At 57.2% G+C, this 15333-nt stretch carries 16 protein-coding genes; 15 read left to right on the forward strand and 1 reads right to left on the reverse strand.

Annotated elements, in window-relative coordinates; translation table 11 throughout:
- Nucleotides 1–23: 23 nt before the first annotated feature.
- Nucleotides 24–1547, reverse strand: coding sequence for a chromosomal replication initiator protein DnaA (dnaA, locus tag GQX66_RS21710; protein WP_011331732.1), 1524 nt, complete (start codon nt 1545–1547; stop codon nt 24–26).
- 568 nt (nt 1548–2115) lie between these two features.
- Between dnaA and rpmH the strand changes: the two genes are divergently transcribed.
- The 15 genes from rpmH (at nt 2116) to atpA (ending at nt 15292) form a co-directional block, all read left to right on the forward strand.
- Nucleotides 2116–2250 (forward strand): 50S ribosomal protein L34, encoded by a 135-nt coding sequence (gene rpmH / locus GQX66_RS21715; protein ID WP_003213577.1) that lies wholly within the window; start codon nt 2116–2118, stop codon nt 2248–2250.
- A 16-nt stretch (nt 2251–2266) separates the two neighbouring features.
- Complete coding sequence (gene rnpA / locus GQX66_RS21720; protein WP_011336726.1) at nt 2267–2668, forward strand: ribonuclease P protein component; 402 nt, start codon at nt 2267–2269, stop codon at nt 2666–2668.
- The gene (gene yidD, locus GQX66_RS21725; protein WP_010465488.1) at nt 2661–2906 is read left to right on the forward strand and encodes a membrane protein insertion efficiency factor YidD; all 246 of its coding nucleotides are present in this window, start codon (nt 2661–2663) and stop codon (nt 2904–2906) included. Before rnpA ends, yidD begins: the two co-directional genes overlap by 8 nt.
- Nucleotides 2907–2908: 2 nt before the next feature.
- The gene (gene yidC, locus GQX66_RS21730; protein WP_085748005.1) at nt 2909–4591 is read left to right on the forward strand and encodes a membrane protein insertase YidC; all 1683 of its coding nucleotides are present in this window, start codon (nt 2909–2911) and stop codon (nt 4589–4591) included.
- A gap of 81 nt (nt 4592–4672) precedes the next feature.
- Nucleotides 4673–6043, forward strand: coding sequence for a tRNA uridine-5-carboxymethylaminomethyl(34) synthesis GTPase MnmE (gene mnmE / locus GQX66_RS21735; RefSeq protein ID WP_240871314.1), 1371 nt, complete (start codon nt 4673–4675; stop codon nt 6041–6043).
- Between the two features lie 534 nt (nt 6044–6577).
- The gene (gene mnmG / locus GQX66_RS21740) at nt 6578–8476 is read left to right on the forward strand and encodes a tRNA uridine-5-carboxymethylaminomethyl(34) synthesis enzyme MnmG (protein WP_007954140.1); all 1899 of its coding nucleotides are present in this window, start codon (nt 6578–6580) and stop codon (nt 8474–8476) included.
- Nucleotides 8473–9117, forward strand: coding sequence for a 16S rRNA (guanine(527)-N(7))-methyltransferase RsmG (gene rsmG, locus GQX66_RS21745; protein ID WP_007911906.1), 645 nt, complete (start codon nt 8473–8475; stop codon nt 9115–9117). The genes mnmG and rsmG overlap by 4 nt, the downstream gene beginning before the upstream one ends.
- An 18-nt stretch (nt 9118–9135) precedes the next feature.
- Nucleotides 9136–9933 carry a ParA family protein gene (locus GQX66_RS21750; RefSeq protein WP_007954142.1) on the forward strand — a complete coding sequence of 266 codons (798 nt, stop codon included), beginning with the start codon at nt 9136–9138 and terminating at the stop codon, nt 9931–9933.
- 9 nt (nt 9934–9942) lie between these two features.
- Complete coding sequence (locus tag GQX66_RS21755) at nt 9943–10815, forward strand: ParB/RepB/Spo0J family partition protein (protein ID WP_064600630.1); 873 nt, start codon at nt 9943–9945, stop codon at nt 10813–10815.
- 148 nt (nt 10816–10963) lie between these two features.
- Nucleotides 10964–11371, forward strand: a complete 408-nt coding sequence (locus tag GQX66_RS21760) for a F0F1 ATP synthase subunit I (protein ID WP_240871317.1) — start codon at nt 10964–10966, stop codon at nt 11369–11371.
- Nucleotides 11372–11387: 16 nt separating this feature from the next.
- Nucleotides 11388–12257 carry a F0F1 ATP synthase subunit A gene (gene atpB, locus GQX66_RS21765; protein WP_007954148.1) on the forward strand — a complete coding sequence of 290 codons (870 nt, stop codon included), beginning with the start codon at nt 11388–11390 and terminating at the stop codon, nt 12255–12257.
- A gap of 134 nt (nt 12258–12391) precedes the next feature.
- Nucleotides 12392–12649, forward strand: coding sequence for a F0F1 ATP synthase subunit C (gene atpE / locus GQX66_RS21770; RefSeq protein WP_003097235.1), 258 nt, complete (start codon nt 12392–12394; stop codon nt 12647–12649).
- A gap of 57 nt (nt 12650–12706) precedes the next feature.
- Nucleotides 12707–13177 carry a F0F1 ATP synthase subunit B gene (locus GQX66_RS21775; protein WP_011336718.1) on the forward strand — a complete coding sequence of 157 codons (471 nt, stop codon included), beginning with the start codon at nt 12707–12709 and terminating at the stop codon, nt 13175–13177.
- Nucleotides 13178–13189: 12 nt separating this feature from the next.
- The gene (locus GQX66_RS21780) at nt 13190–13726 is read left to right on the forward strand and encodes a F0F1 ATP synthase subunit delta (protein WP_011336717.1); all 537 of its coding nucleotides are present in this window, start codon (nt 13190–13192) and stop codon (nt 13724–13726) included.
- Between the two features lie 21 nt (nt 13727–13747).
- Nucleotides 13748–15292 (forward strand): F0F1 ATP synthase subunit alpha, encoded by a 1545-nt coding sequence (gene atpA / locus GQX66_RS21785; RefSeq protein ID WP_041073579.1) that lies wholly within the window; start codon nt 13748–13750, stop codon nt 15290–15292.
- Nucleotides 15293–15333 lie beyond the last annotated feature (41 nt).

Consider the following 15333-nt stretch of genomic DNA (forward strand, 5'->3'; position numbering starts at 1 on the left):
TTAATAAGCTGCGCTGGTGTTCATCAAGTGGTCAGTGTACGCAGCAGGTTCTTGTAGTCCTCGCGGATGTCCGCGTCGGATTCCTTAAGTTCGTTGATCTTGCGGCAGGCGTGCAACACGGTCGTGTGGTCGCGGCCGCCAAACACATCGCCGATTTCCGGCAGGCTGTGGTTGGTCAGTTCCTTGGACAATGCCATGGCCACCTGACGCGGACGAGCGACCGAACGCGAGCGGCGCTTGGACAGCAAGTCGGAAATCTTGATCTTGTAGTACTCGGCGACGGTGCGCTGAATGTTATCCACAGAGACCAGTTTGTCCTGCAGCGCCAAGAGGTCTTTCAGGGATTCGCGAATCAACTCGATGGTGATGTCGCGGCCCATGAAGTGCGAGTGGGCGATCACGCGCTTCAGCGCGCCTTCCAGCTCACGGACGTTGGAGCGAATACGTTGGGCAATGAAGAATGCTGCATCGTGTGGCAACTCGACTTTGGCCTGGTCGGCCTTCTTCATCAAGATCGCGACGCGGGTTTCCAGTTCTGGCGGCTCGACGGCAACCGTCAGGCCCCAGCCGAAGCGGGATTTGAGGCGCTCTTCAAGGCCTTCGATTTCTTTCGGGTAGCGGTCACTGGTGAGAATGACCTGCTGGCCACCTTCAAGCAGGGCGTTGAAGGTGTGGAAAAACTCTTCCTGGGAACGTTCCTTGCGGGCGAAGAACTGAATGTCGTCGATCAACAGGGCGTCCACCGAACGGTAGAAACGCTTGAACTCGTTGATCGCGTTCAGTTGCAGTGCCTTGACCATGTCGGCAACGAAACGCTCGGAATGCAGGTACACGACCTTGGCATTCGGGTTCTTCTTTAAGAGATGGTTACCCACCGCGTGCATCAAGTGCGTCTTACCCAGACCTACGCCGCCATAAAGGAAGAGCGGGTTGTAGCCGTGCTTCGGGTTGTCTGCCACCTGCCAGGCCGCCGCACGGGCGAGCTGGTTGGATTTACCTTCGACAAAGTTTTCGAAGGTAAAGGTGCGGTTCAGGTAGCTGGTGTGCTTGAGCGCGCCTTCGACCTGCACGGTGCGCTGTTCGGCGCGAACCGGGGCCTGTTGCGAAGCGGCACCAGCCATCGGATCGAAGCTGTCGCGGGACGGCTCTTCACTGATCTCTTCTGTTTTCTGCGTTGTGCGCTTGGTCGGCGCAGGCGTCGGAGCTGGTGCTGGCGCACTGGCCGGCGCGGCATTGGCCTGAGCCTGGGACACTTGCGCAGCAGCCAACGGTGCGTTCGGTGCGGCACGAGGAGCCGAACTGCGCTTGCTGCCTATTAATAAGGAGAGCGACGGTGCGAGACCGTTGCCATGCTCATCCAGCAGTTCAAGGACGCGCCCCAGGTACTTTTCGTTGACCCAGTCCAGAACAAAACGGTTCGGTGCGTAGACGCGCAACTCGTCGCCTTCGGCTTCGACCTGTAGTGGACGGATCCAGGTGTTGAATTGTTGGGCAGGCAGCTCTTCGCGCAAAAGCTCCACGCACTGCTGCCAAAGTTCCACTGACACGGATATCCCCTAAGTTGAAAGCCGGTGAGGCAAAAACAAGCGGCCATTGTAGCGGCCAGTCGTCCACTTATCCACATGCAGGTTGCCCGGTGGACATGATTTATCAATGCGTTAAACGCGAAAAAGGCGACCGACGGTGTGTGCACAAGCTCTGTGGATAACCCTATCTGAGCACACTGGACAACTGGGGGCGAAAGTCGGTGGATAACCAGCCTGTGGATAACAACCTATTCCACACACAGGTTATCCGACAGCGCAGCACAGGCTGAACACGGTTTTCCACTGTAGTTGTCATTCTCTGTACATCGCTTGAAACAAGGCCTTGAGCCAGTTATCCACAGATAACTGTGTACCTAGCTTTTACAAGCTTTACAGAAAAGCTTTAAATAATTCCCTTCTTTATTTTTATCTTTGGCAAACCGGGTAAACAGGTCCTGGCGGCTCCGAAGATCTATTTATAAGGAAACGTTGGTTGGAAATTGACCTATTGGCTTGCTTTCTCTAGAATCCCCGGTCTCTTAAAACGGGGGCCATTCCGGCCCGTTGTGGACGAACCAGGTAACACGACATGAAACGTACTTTCCAACCAAGCACTATCAAACGCGCTCGTACCCACGGTTTCCGTGCTCGCATGGCTACCAAGAACGGTCGTGCCGTACTGTCGCGTCGTCGCGCCAAAGGCCGCGCACGTCTGGCAGTTTGATAATCCGGCACTGGAGGTGAGTCAGGACTTCAGTCGGGAAAAGCGTCTGCTTACTCCCCGGCATTTCAAGGCAGTCTTTGACTCCCCTACCGGCAAGGTTCCGGGGAAAAATCTCCTGCTCCTTGCGCGCAACAACGATCTCGATCACCCCCGTCTCGGGCTGGTTATCGGGAAAAAGAGCGTCAAGCTCTCCGTCGAGCGCAATCGCCTCAAACGTCTTATGCGCGAATCGTTTCGCCTGCACCAGGATTCACTGGTCGGCTGGGACATCGTTATCGTCGCGCGCAAAGGTTTGGGTGACGTAGAAAACCCCGAATTGATTCAGCATTTCGGCAAACTCTGGAAACGTCTGGCACGCAACAAGCCGGTACCAGCAGTCAAAACCGAAACTGTAGGGGTAGACAGTCCAGATGCGTAAACTGGCGCTCGTTCCGATCCAGTTTTATCGCTACGCCATTAGTCCCCTGATGGCCAGTCACTGTCGTTTCTACCCCAGTTGTTCTTGCTACGCGTATGAAGCCATCGAAAATCATGGCCTTCTGCGCGGTGGCTGGCTGACCTTTCGTCGTTTAGGTCGCTGTCATCCGTGGAATCCCGGTGGTTATGACCCGGTTCCACCTATCCCTACCTCCCGTTCTTCTTCGATGGCCGAGTAATCATGGATATCAAACGCACGATCCTGATCGTCGCCCTGGCAATCGTGTCCTACGTCATGGTCCTTAAATGGAACCAGGACTATGGCCAGGCTGCCCTGCCGACTCAGAATGTTGCTTCCAGTACGACTACATCCGGTTTGCCGGACACCGCCACTGGCAATAATGCTGCTGCCAGTGACGATATTCCGCGCGCCGCAAGCGATACCAGCGCACCTGCCGAAACGCCGGTCGCCGTCAGCAAGGATCTGATCCAGATCAAAACCGATGTGCTCGATCTCGCGATCGATCCACAAGGTGGCGATGTTGCCCAGCTGACCTTGCCGCTGTATCCACGTCGTCAGGATCGTCCGGACGTTCCGTTCCAGCTGTTCGACAACGGTGGCGAACGTACTTATCTGGCACAGAGCGGTCTGATTGGCACCAACGGTCCGGATGCAAACCCGGCCGGTCGTCCGGTCTACTCCTCGGAGAAGAAGACTTATCAACTGGCTGACGGTCAGGACCAACTGGTCGTCGACCTGAAGTTCAGCAAGGACGGCGTCAATTACATCAAGCGTTTCACCTTGAAACGTGGCCTGTATGACGTGACCGTGACCTATCTGATCGACAACCAGAGCGCTCAGCCTTGGTCCGGTTCGATGTTTGCTCAGCTGAAACGCGATGCCAGCGCTGATCCTTCGTCGACCACTGCTACCGGTACCGCGACTTACCTGGGCGCCGCCCTGTGGACAAGTTCCGAGCCGTACAAGAAAGTGTCCATGAAGGACATGGACAAAGCTCAGCTCAAGGAAACTGTCACCGGTGGTTGGGTAGCCTGGCTGCAACACTACTTCGTGACTGCATGGGTTGCTCCGAAGGGCGAAAACAACATCGTCCAGACCCGTAAAGACAGCAAAGGCAACTACATCATCGGTTACACCGGTCCTTCGCTGACCGCTGCACCGGGTGCGAAAGTCGAAACCAGCGCTGTTCTGTACGCCGGTCCGAAAAGCCAGGCTGTGCTGAAAGAGTTGTCCCCAGGTCTGGAACTGACTGTCGACTACGGCATTCTGTGGTTCATTGCCCAGCCAATCTTCTGGCTGCTGCAACATATCCACAGCATCGTCGGCAACTGGGGCTGGTCGATCATCTTCCTGACCATGCTGATCAAAGGGATCTTCTTCCCTCTGTCGGCCGCCAGCTACAAGTCGATGGCCCGCATGCGCGCCGTGGCTCCGAAACTGGCTGCACTGAAAGAGCAACATGGCGATGACCGGCAGAAAATGTCGCAAGCCATGATGGAGCTGTACAAGAAAGAGAAGATCAATCCGCTGGGCGGCTGCTTGCCGATCCTGGTGCAGATGCCGGTTTTCCTTTCCCTGTACTGGGTTCTGCTGGAAAGCGTGGAAATGCGCCAGGCGCCGTTCATGCTGTGGATTACCGACCTGTCGATCAAGGATCCGTTCTTCATCCTGCCGATCATCATGGGTGCGACCATGTTCATCCAGCAGCGTCTGAACCCTACACCTCCGGATCCGATGCAGGCCAAGGTGATGAAAATGATGCCAATCATCTTCACCTTCTTCTTCCTGTGGTTCCCGGCGGGTCTGGTGCTGTACTGGGTTGTGAACAACTGCCTGTCGATTGCCCAACAGTGGTACATCACGCGTAAGATCGAAGCGGCGACGAAAAAAGCCGAGGCGTAACTTACTCTGTGGATAACACCACTCAAAACGCCCCCTAGTGGGGCGTTTTGCTATCTGCCATTTTTGTCTGGATACCGGTTTATGAGCGCACCTCGTGAAACCATCGCAGCCGTCGCTACCGCCCAGGGCCGTGGCGGCGTGGGCATCGTTCGAATTTCCGGGCCGCTGGCCAGCGTTGCGGCCAAAGCCATCAGCGGCCGCGAGCTGAAACCACGGTTTGCCCACTACGGCCCGTTCTTCAGTGACGATCAACAGGTGCTGGATGAAGGTCTGGCGCTGTATTTCCCCGGGCCGAACTCGTTCACCGGCGAAGACGTATTGGAACTGCAGGGCCACGGTGGCCCGATCGTCCTCGACATGTTGCTAAAGCGTTGTCTAAAACTGGGCTGCCGTCTGGCTCGTCCCGGTGAGTTCAGCGAAAGAGCGTTCCTCAATGACAAACTCGATCTTGCTCAGGCCGAGGCCATCGCCGATCTGATCGAAGCCAGTTCTGCACAGGCCGCGCGCAATGCCTTGCGCTCCTTGCAAGGGGCCTTCTCCCAACGTGTGCATAACCTCACCGAACAGCTGATCGGCCTGCGGATCTATGTCGAAGCGGCGATCGACTTCCCGGAAGAAGAAATCGACTTCCTCGCCGACGGCCATGTGCTGAGCATGCTCGACAAGGTTCGTAACGAGTTATCCACCGTATTGCGCGAAGCCGGGCAGGGTGCGTTACTGCGTGACGGCATGACCGTGGTGATTGCCGGTCGTCCGAATGCCGGCAAATCCAGCCTGCTGAACGCACTGGCCGGTCGTGAAGCCGCGATCGTGACCGAAATCGCCGGCACCACTCGGGATATCCTGCGTGAACATATCCACATCGACGGCATGCCGCTGCATGTTGTGGACACCGCCGGTCTGCGTGATACCGATGACCATGTGGAAAAGATCGGCGTTGAACGAGCGTTGAAAGCCATAGGCGAAGCTGACCGAGTGCTGCTGGTCGTCGATGCCACTGCGCCAGAGGCCGCCGATCCGTTCGCCTTGTGGCCGGAATTCCTTGAAACCCGGCCAGATCCGGCGAAGGTAACGTTGATCCGCAACAAGGCCGATCTCACCGGCGAGCCTATTGCCCTGGAAGTCAGTGACGATGGCCATGTGACGATCAGCCTGAGCGCCAAGTCTGCCGATGAGGGACTGGATTTACTGCGTGATCACCTCAAGGCCTGCATGGGCTACGAACAAACATCGGAAAGCAGCTTCAGCGCGCGCCGCCGGCACCTCGAAGCCCTGCGTCATGCCAGTGATGCCCTGGAACATGGACGTGCCCAACTGACCTTGGCGGGTGCTGGTGAGCTGTTGGCCGAAGACCTGCGTCAGGCCCAGCAGTCTCTCGGGGAAATCACCGGCGCCTTCAGCTCCGATGATCTGCTGGGACGGATCTTTTCCAGCTTCTGCATCGGTAAATAAACCTCCCGTTGTCCACAGACAGGTCCATTCGCGACCTGTCTGTCCTCCTTCCTCGTTTTTCCTTCCTCCAGTGCCGGACACATTTCTGTTCCTGAGCGGATGTTCCGTGCATCCGATTTCTGTGGATTAATCCCTGTGAATAACTGCCGCTGAGGGCAGTTGATAACAGGGCCTGAAAACTGAACATAACTGCCGCTGTGGATAACCACCTCATTAATCCACAGGCTTACACCGGTTATCCAAGGGCCTCATGGCGACATGGCCACAGGGTTTTGAATCTCTGTACACATTGAAAATAAAGGCCTGCAGAAATCTATCCACAGAAAACATGGGCAGTAAGAATAAGCTTTAAAACAAAGGTTTTATAAATTTCTCTCTTTTTTATTCTTTTAACCGCGAGTTCTCCACAGCTGGTTAAATTTTGTGCAAAGGGTTCTTTAGGAAGGGCGAAGTCCCTATACTTGCCGACCAGGTCCAGAAACCTGATCTCAAACTATTCCTGAATTACCTAATTAAGCAGGCACGAGGTGCGTGGTGGATTTCCCTTCCCGTTTTGAAGTGATCGTCATCGGCGGCGGTCATGCCGGTACCGAGGCAGCACTGGCCTCAGCACGCATGGGCGCAAAAACCCTTCTGCTGACGCACAACGTGGAAACCCTCGGTGCCATGAGTTGCAACCCGGCCATTGGCGGCATTGGCAAAAGCCATCTGGTCAAGGAAATCGACGCCCTCGGCGGCGCGATGGCCATGGCCACCGATCTGGGCGGTATCCAGTTTCGCGTGTTGAACAGCCGCAAAGGCCCAGCCGTACGTGCAACCCGTGCGCAAGCCGACCGGATTTTGTACAAGGCCGCTGTCCGCGAAATTCTGGAAAACCAGCCGAACCTGTGGATATTTCAACAAGCTGCTGACGACCTGATCGTCGAGCAGGAACAAGTACGCGGTGTCGTCACGCAAATGGGTCTGCGTTTCTTCGCCGATTCCGTGGTGTTGACCACTGGTACGTTCCTGGGCGGACTTATCCACATCGGCTTGCAGAATTTTTCCGGTGGTCGCGCCGGTGATCCACCATCGATCGCCCTGGCGCATCGTCTGCGTGAATTGCCGCTGCGTGTCGGTCGCCTGAAAACCGGTACGCCACCGCGTATCGACGGCAAGTCGGTGGATTTCTCGGTGATGACCGAGCAGCCAGGCGATACGCCGATCCCGGTGATGTCGTTCATGGGCAACAAGGAACAACATCCACGGCAAGTCAGTTGCTGGATTACTCACACCAACGCCCGCACCCACGAAATCATTGCCGCGAACCTCGACCGTTCGCCGATGTATTCCGCTGCCGGCGAAATCGAAGGCATCGGCCCGCGTTATTGCCCGTCGATCGAAGACAAGATTCACCGCTTTGCCGACAAGGAAAGCCATCAGGTGTTCATCGAGCCGGAAGGCCTGACCACCCATGAGCTTTATCCGAACGGGATATCCACAAGCCTGCCGTTCGACGTGCAATTGCAGATCGTGCAATCGATCCGCGGCATGGAAAACGCGCACATCGTGCGTCCGGGTTATGCAATCGAGTACGACTACTTCGATCCACGCGACCTGAAGTACAGCCTGGAAACCAAAGTCATCGGCGGTCTGTTCTTCGCTGGGCAGATCAACGGCACCACCGGTTACGAAGAAGCCGGCGCCCAGGGTTTGCTGGCTGGCGCGAACGCCGCACTGCGCGCGAAAGGCAAAGAAGCCTGGTGCCCGCGCCGCGATGAAGCGTACATCGGGGTACTGGTCGACGACCTGATCACCCTCGGTACCCAAGAGCCGTACCGCATGTTCACTTCCCGTGCCGAGTACCGCCTGATCCTGCGTGAGGACAACGCGGACCTGCGTCTGACCGAAAAAGGTCGCGAACTGGGTCTGGTCGATGACGCGCGCTGGGCGGCGTTCTGCAAGAAACGCGAAAGCATCGAACTCGAAGAGCAGCGCCTGAAAAGCACCTGGGTTCGCCCGGGCACTCCACAGGGCGATGCGATTGCCGAGAAATTCGGCACGCCGCTGACTCACGAATACAACCTGCTCAATCTCTTGAGCCGTCCGGAAATCGACTACGCTGGTCTGGTCGAAGTGACCGGGCAGGGCGCCGAAGATCCACAGGTCGCCGAACAAGTCGAGATCAAGACCAAATACGCCGGTTACATCGACCGTCAACAGGACGAAATCGCCCGTCTGCGTGCAAGCGAAGACACGAAACTGCCTGTGGATATCGATTACACCAACATTTCCGGTCTCTCCAAGGAGATCCAGAGCAAGCTTGGCGCGACTCGTCCCGAGACGCTGGGCCAGGCTTCGCGGATCCCGGGTGTGACCCCGGCAGCGATTTCGCTGTTGATGATCCATTTGAAAAAACGCGGCGCGGGCCGTCAGTTGGAGCAAAGCGCTTGAGTTCTAAGGTCACTTCGCAACACGCCGAAGAGTTATCCACAGGAGCCCGCGAGCTCGGTGTCAATCTCACTGAAACCCAGCACGAATTGTTGCTGGGTTATCTGGCCCTGTTGATCAAATGGAACCAGGCCTACAACCTGACCGCGGTCCGCGATCCGGACGAAATGGTTTCCCGTCACTTGCTCGATAGCCTCAGCGTGATGTCGTTCATCGAAAACGGCCGCTGGCTGGATGTCGGCAGCGGCGGCGGCATGCCGGGGATCCCTTTGGCGATCCTGTATCCGGACTCGCAAGTGACTTGCCTGGACAGCAACGGCAAGAAAACCCGCTTCCTGACCCAGGTCAAACTCGAACTCAAACTGGATAACCTGCAAGTTATCCACAGTCGCGTCGAAGCATTCCAGCCTGCACAGCCGTTCAACGGGATCATTTCCCGGGCCTTCAGCAGCATGGAGAACTTCACCAACTGGACTCGCCACCTCGGCGACGCCGATACGCGCTGGTTGGCAATGAAGGGCGTCCATCCGGCCGATGAGCTGGTAGCATTGCCGGCAGACTTCAAACTCGATAGCGAACACGCCCTGGCCGTACCCGGTTGCCAAGGCCAACGCCATCTGCTGATACTGCGCCGCACGGCATGATTGGGAACACAAGCAAGAATGGCTAAGGTATTCGCGATAGCGAACCAGAAGGGTGGTGTGGGCAAGACCACCACCTGCATCAACCTCGCAGCATCCCTGGTCGCGACCAAGCGCCGGGTGCTGTTGATCGATCTCGATCCACAGGGCAACGCCACCATGGGTAGCGGTGTGGATAAACATGGCCTGGAAAACTCGGTCTACGACCTGCTGATCGGCGAATGCGATCTGGCCCAGGCCATGCACTACTCCGAACACGGCGGTTATCAACTGCTGCCGGCCAACCGCGACCTGACGGCGGCCGAAGTGGTGCTGCTGGAAATGCAGATGAAGGAAAGCCGTCTGCGCAGTGCGCTGGCGCCGATCCGTGAAAACTACGATTACATTCTGATCGACTGCCCGCCGTCGCTGTCGATGCTCACACTGAACGCACTGGTCGCTGCTGACGGGGTGATTATTCCCATGCAGTGCGAGTACTTTGCGCTCGAAGGTTTGAGCGACCTTGTGGATAACATCAAGCGCATCGCCGAACTGCTGAACCCGAACCTGAAAGTCGAAGGCCTGCTGCGGACCATGTATGACCCGCGCCTGAGCCTGATGAACGATGTATCGGCCCAGCTCAAGGAACACTTCGGTGATCAGCTGTACGACACGGTGATCCCGCGCAACATCCGACTGGCTGAAGCCCCGAGCTACGGCATGCCGGCGCTGGCCTACGACAAGCAATCGCGTGGCGCGCTGGCCTATCTGGCCCTGGCGGGCGAGATGGTTCGCCGTCAGCGCAAAAATTCACGCATCGCCGCTGCCCAGCCAACTTAAGGAATCCCCATGGCCGTCAAGAAACGAGGTCTCGGACGAGGACTGGATGCACTGCTGAGCGGTCCGACTGTCAGCTCGCTGGAAGAACAAGCGGCGCAGGCTGACAGCCGTGAGTTGCAGCACCTGCCACTGGACTTGCTGCAGCGCGGCAAGTATCAGCCACGTCGGGACATGGATCCGCAGGCGCTGGAAGAGCTGGCGCAGTCGATCAAGGCCCAGGGCGTGATGCAGCCGATCGTGGTTCGCCCGATTGGCGGTGGTCGTTTTGAAATCATCGCCGGCGAGCGCCGCTGGCGCGCCAGTCAGCAGGCCGGCCAGGAAACCATTCCTGCAATGGTCCGCGACGTGCCGGATGAAACCGCGATCGCCATTGCGCTGATCGAGAACATCCAGCGCGAAGACCTGAACCCGATTGAAGAAGCGGTGGCCCTGCAGCGCTTGCAGCAGGAATTCCAGCTCACCCAGCAACAGGTCGCCGAGGCTGTGGGTAAGTCCCGCGTCACTGTGGCCAACCTGTTGCGCCTGATTGCGCTGCCGGAAGTCATCAAGACCATGTTGTCCCACGGCGACCTGGAAATGGGTCATGCCCGTGCATTGCTCGGTCTGCCGGACAATCAGCAGGTGGAAGGGGCGCGACATGTTGTCGCACGCGGTCTCACCGTGCGCCAAACCGAGGCACTGGTTCGTCAGTGGTTGAGTGGCAAACCGGAGCCGGTCGAACCGTCCAAACCCGACCCGGATATCGCTCGCCTCGAGCAACGTCTGGCCGAGCGCCTAGGCTCTGCGGTGCAGATCCGCCACGGCAAGAAGGGAAAGGGTCAGTTGGTGATCGGTTACAACTCCCTCGACGAGCTTCAAGGTGTGCTCGCACACATCCGCTGAAACAATTCCTCTTGTAGCGCGCAGTCGGAAATCACTACCTGACAGTTGAATAGGGGCAGAACCGCCCCTATACTCTGCGCGCATTTTGTCGGCACAAATTATGCCAAGTTATTGAATTTCGGCAGCCGACCATTGGAGAGCAATAGTGATGGAAACCCGCAAGCCAAACCGCCTGCCGTTCCATCGCCTGACGGTTTTTCCGGTGTTGATGGCTCAATTTGTCATTTTGCTCATTGCCGCTTTGGCGCTCTGGCAATGGCACGGAGTCGTTGCCGGATACTCGGGACTTTGCGGAGGCCTGATAGCCTTGCTGCCCAATGTTTATTTCGCTCACAAGGCATTTCGGTTTTCCGGCGCCCGAGCAGCCCAGTCCATCGTCCGGTCTTTCTATGCCGGCGAGGCAGGCAAACTGATTTTGACGGCAGTGCTGTTTGCACTGGTGTTTGCAGGTGTGAAGCCACTGGCGCCGATCGCTGTATTCGGCGCCTTCGTGCTGACTCAGTCGGTCAGCTGGTTCGCTCCCCTGCTGATGAGAACAAGACTTTCGAGACCTTAGGGCGTTTGAGGCAACCATGGCAGAAACAACCGCTTCGGGCTATATCCAGCACCACTTGCAGAACCTGACCTTCGGTCAGCTACCCAACGGCGGCTGGGGCTTTGCCCACACCGCAGCAGAGGCCAAGGAAATGGGCTTCTGGGCTTTCCACGTCGATACCCTCGGCTGGTCGGTCGCGCTGGGTCTGATCTTCGTTCTTCTTTTCCGCATGGCGGCCAAGAAGGCGACTTCCGGTCAGCCGGGTGCATTGCAGAACTTCGTTGAAGTCCTGGTCGAATTCGTCGATGGCAGCGTGAAAGACAGCTTCCATGGCCGTAGCCCGGTGATCGCACCGCTGGCACTGACCATCTTCGTCTGGGTGTTCCTGATGAACGCCGTCGACCTGGTACCGGTCGACTGGATTCCTCAGCTGGCCATCCTGATCTCCGGCGACCACCACATCCCGTTCCGCGCCGTGTCGACCACCGACCCGAACGCGACCCTGGGCATGGCGTTCTCGGTTTTCGCACTGATCATTTTCTATAGCATCAAGGTCAAGGGCCTCGGCGGCTTCATCGGCGAGCTGACCCTGCACCCGTTCGGCAGCAAGAACATCTTCGTTCAGGCCCTGCTGATCCCGGTGAACTTCCTGCTGGAATTCGTGACCCTGATCGCCAAACCGATCTCTCTGGCTCTGCGTCTGTTCGGCAACATGTATGCCGGCGAGCTGGTGTTCATCCTGATCGCTGTGATGTTCGGCAGCGGCCTGCTCTGGCTGAGCGGCCTGGGTGTTGTCCTGCAGTGGGCGTGGGCTGTGTTCCACATCCTGATCATCACCCTGCAGGCGTTCATCTTCATGATGCTGACCATCGTCTACCTGTCGATGGCGCACGAAGAAAACCATTAAGACCAGTCTCGACTAGTCTGATGTCCTTCCCGGTCAAACGGGAAGGGGCTCCTCACGGGGCACCATGAAACGATTTGTTTTACCGCTTTAATCTAAAAAACCTAAACCATACGACGTAAAAGTCGGGAGGAAAGATGGAAACTGTAGTTGGTCTAACCGCTATCGCTGTTGCACTGTTGATCGGCCTGGGCGCACTGGGTACCGCAATTGGTTTCGGCCTGCTGGGCGGCAAGTTCCTGGAAGGCGCAGCGCGTCAGCCAGAAATGGTTCCAATGCTGCAAGTTAAAATGTTCATCGTTGCCGGTCTGCTCGACGCCGTAACCATGATCGGTGTTGGTATCGCTCTGTTCTTCACCTTTGCGAACCCGTTCGTTGGTCAGATCGCTGGCTAATCATTCGGATCTCCGAGTGATTTGGTGTGATGGACAACGTAACTGCGAGGTGTTGGCGTGAACATTAATGCGACCCTGATTGGCCAGTCCGTTGCGTTCCTGATTTTTGTACTGTTCTGCATGAAGTTCGTATGGCCTCCGGTCATCGCAGCTCTGCACGAACGTCAAAAGAAGATCGCTGATGGTCTGGACGCTGCCAGCCGTGCAGCTCGCGACCTGGAGTTGGCCCAAGAAAAAGCGGGTCAGCAACTGCGCGAAGCGAAAGCTCAGGCAGCTGAAATCATCGAGCAAGCCAAGAAACGCGGTAACCAGATTGTCGAAGAGGCCGTTGAAAAGGCCCGCATCGACGCTGACCGTGTGAAGGTTCAGGCTCAAGCCGAGATCGAACAGGAACTGAACAGCGTCAAAGACAAGCTGCGCGCCCAAGTGGGCTTGCTGGCTGTCGGCGGCGCCGAGAAGATCCTGGGTGCCACAATCGATCAAAACGCGCACGCAGAGCTGGTTAACCAACTGGCTGCTGAAATCTAAGCGAGGGCGATCATGGCAGAACTGACCACGTTGGCCCGACCTTACGCTAAGGCGGCCTTCGAGCACGCTCAGGCCCACCAGCAACTGGCCAATTGGTCAGCCATGCTCGGCCTGGCAGCAGCGGTGTCACAAGATGACACCATGCAGCGCGTGCTCAAGGCCCCGCGACTGACGAGCGCAGAAAAGGCCGCCACGTTCATTGACGTGTGCGGCGACAAGTTTGATGCCAAGGCACAGAACTTCATCAATGTCGTTGCCGAAAACGACCGTCTCCCGCTTCTGCCGGAGATCGCCGCTCTGTTTGACCTGTACAAGGCCGAGCAAGAGAAATCGGTAGACGTTGAAGTGACCAGTGCTTTTGCATTGAACCAAGAACAGCAAGACAAACTCGCCAAGGTTCTCAGTGCACGACTCAACCGGGAAGTGCGCCTGCAAGTCGAGGAAGACAGCTCCCTTATCGGGGGGGTGGTCATCCGCGCCGGCGACCTGGTTATCGATGGCTCGATTCGCGGCAAAATCGCGAAACTTGCCGAAGCATTGAAATCTTGAGTTTGAAGGGGCAGCAGAGCAATGCAGCAACTCAATCCTTCCGAAATAAGTGAAATTATCAAGGGCCGCATCGAAAAGCTCGATGTGACCTCCCAAGCCCGTAACGAAGGCACTGTCGTCAGCGTATCTGACGGTATCGTGCGGATTCACGGTCTGGCCGACGTCATGTACGGCGAGATGATCGAGTTTCCGGGCGGCGTCTACGGTATGGCCCTCAACCTGGAGCAAGACTCCGTAGGTGCCGTTGTACTGGGCGCATACACCAGTCTGGCTGAAGGCATGAGCGCCAAGTGCACCGGCCGCATCCTCGAAGTTCCGGTTGGTAAGGAACTGCTGGGTCGCGTTGTCGACGCACTGGGTAACCCTGTTGACGGCAAAGGTCCACTGGGCAACACCGAGACCGACGCGGTCGAGAAAGTTGCTCCGGGCGTGATCTGGCGTAAGTCGGTAGACCAGCCTGTACAGACTGGCTACAAGGCTGTCGATGCCATGATCCCTGTCGGCCGTGGCCAGCGTGAGCTGATCATCGGTGACCGTCAGATCGGTAAAACCGCTCTGGCGATCGACGCGATCATCAACCAGAAAGACAGCGGCATTTTCTGCGTCTACGTGGCAATCGGTCAGAAGCAATCGACCATCGCCAACGTGGTTCGCAAGCTGGAAGAAAACGGTGCACTGGCTAACACCATCATCGTTGCAGCGAGCGCTTCGGAATCTGCAGCACTGCAATTCCTGGCTCCGTACTCCGGTTGCACCATGGGTGAATTCTTCCGCGACCGCGGTGAAGACGCGCTGATCGTTTATGACGATCTGTCCAAGCAAGCAGTGGCTTACCGCCAGATTTCCCTGCTGCTGCGCCGTCCACCAGGCCGTGAAGCTTACCCAGGCGACGTGTTCTATCTCCACTCCCGTCTGCTGGAGCGCGCATCCCGCGTTTCGGAAGAGTACGTAGAGAAGTTCACCAACGGCGCAGTGACCGGCAAAACCGGTTCCCTGACCGCACTGCCGATCATCGAAACCCAGGCTGGCGACGTTTCCGCGTTCGTTCCGACCAACGTGATTTCCATCACCGACGGTCAGATCTTCCTGGAATCGGCCATGTTCAACTCGGGCATCCGCCCTGCAGTGAACGCCGGTGTTTCGGTATCCCGTGTGGGTGGTGCCGCTCAGACCAAGATCATCAAGAAGCTGTCCGGTGGTATCCGTACCGCTCTGGCTCAGTACCGTGAACTGGCGGCATTCGCCCAGTTCGCTTCTGACCTGGACGAAGCGACCCGCAAGCAACTTGAGCATGGTCAGCGCGTTACCGAGCTGATGAAGCAGAAGCAATACGCACCGATGTCGATCGCTGACATGGCGCTGTCGCTGTATGCCGCTGAGCGTGGGTTCCTGACTGACATTGAAATCGCCAAGATCGGCAGCTTCGAACAAGCGCTGATTGCTTTCTTCAACCGCGATCACGCCGACTTGATGGCGAAGATCAACGTTAAAGGTGACTTCAATGACGAAATCGACGCTGGCCTGAAGGCTGGTATCGAGAAGTTCAAGGCCACCCAAACCTGGTAAGCCGCAGCGGGAGCCGCAAGGCTCCCGCTTGCTAACCTGAT

Source organism: Pseudomonas sp. B707, assembly GCF_022496685.1.
In the GTDB taxonomy this organism is placed as follows: Bacteria; Pseudomonadota; Gammaproteobacteria; order Pseudomonadales; family Pseudomonadaceae; genus Aquipseudomonas; species Aquipseudomonas paraglycinae.

Bases quoted from the DNA above. Each gene is read 5' to 3' on its own strand.
- rpmH (WP_003213577.1), top strand. From the start codon at position 2,116: ATGAAACGTACTTTCCAACCAAGCACTATCAAACGCGCTCGTACCCAC.
- yidD (WP_010465488.1), top strand. From the start codon at position 2,661: ATGCGTAAACTGGCGCTCGTTCCGATCCAGTTTTATCGCTACGCCATT.
- yidC (WP_085748005.1), top strand. From the start codon at position 2,909: ATGGATATCAAACGCACGATCCTGATCGTCGCCCTGGCAATCGTGTCC.
- mnmE (WP_240871314.1), top strand. From the start codon at position 4,673: ATGAGCGCACCTCGTGAAACCATCGCAGCCGTCGCTACCGCCCAGGGC.
- GQX66_RS21750 (WP_007954142.1), top strand. From the start codon at position 9,136: ATGGCTAAGGTATTCGCGATAGCGAACCAGAAGGGTGGTGTGGGCAAG.
- GQX66_RS21755 (WP_064600630.1), top strand. From the start codon at position 9,943: ATGGCCGTCAAGAAACGAGGTCTCGGACGAGGACTGGATGCACTGCTG.
- GQX66_RS21760 (WP_240871317.1), top strand. From the start codon at position 10,964: ATGGAAACCCGCAAGCCAAACCGCCTGCCGTTCCATCGCCTGACGGTT.
- atpB (WP_007954148.1), top strand. From the start codon at position 11,388: ATGGCAGAAACAACCGCTTCGGGCTATATCCAGCACCACTTGCAGAAC.
- atpE (WP_003097235.1), top strand. From the start codon at position 12,392: ATGGAAACTGTAGTTGGTCTAACCGCTATCGCTGTTGCACTGTTGATC.
- GQX66_RS21780 (WP_011336717.1), top strand. From the start codon at position 13,190: ATGGCAGAACTGACCACGTTGGCCCGACCTTACGCTAAGGCGGCCTTC.
- atpA (WP_041073579.1), top strand. From the start codon at position 13,748: ATGCAGCAACTCAATCCTTCCGAAATAAGTGAAATTATCAAGGGCCGC.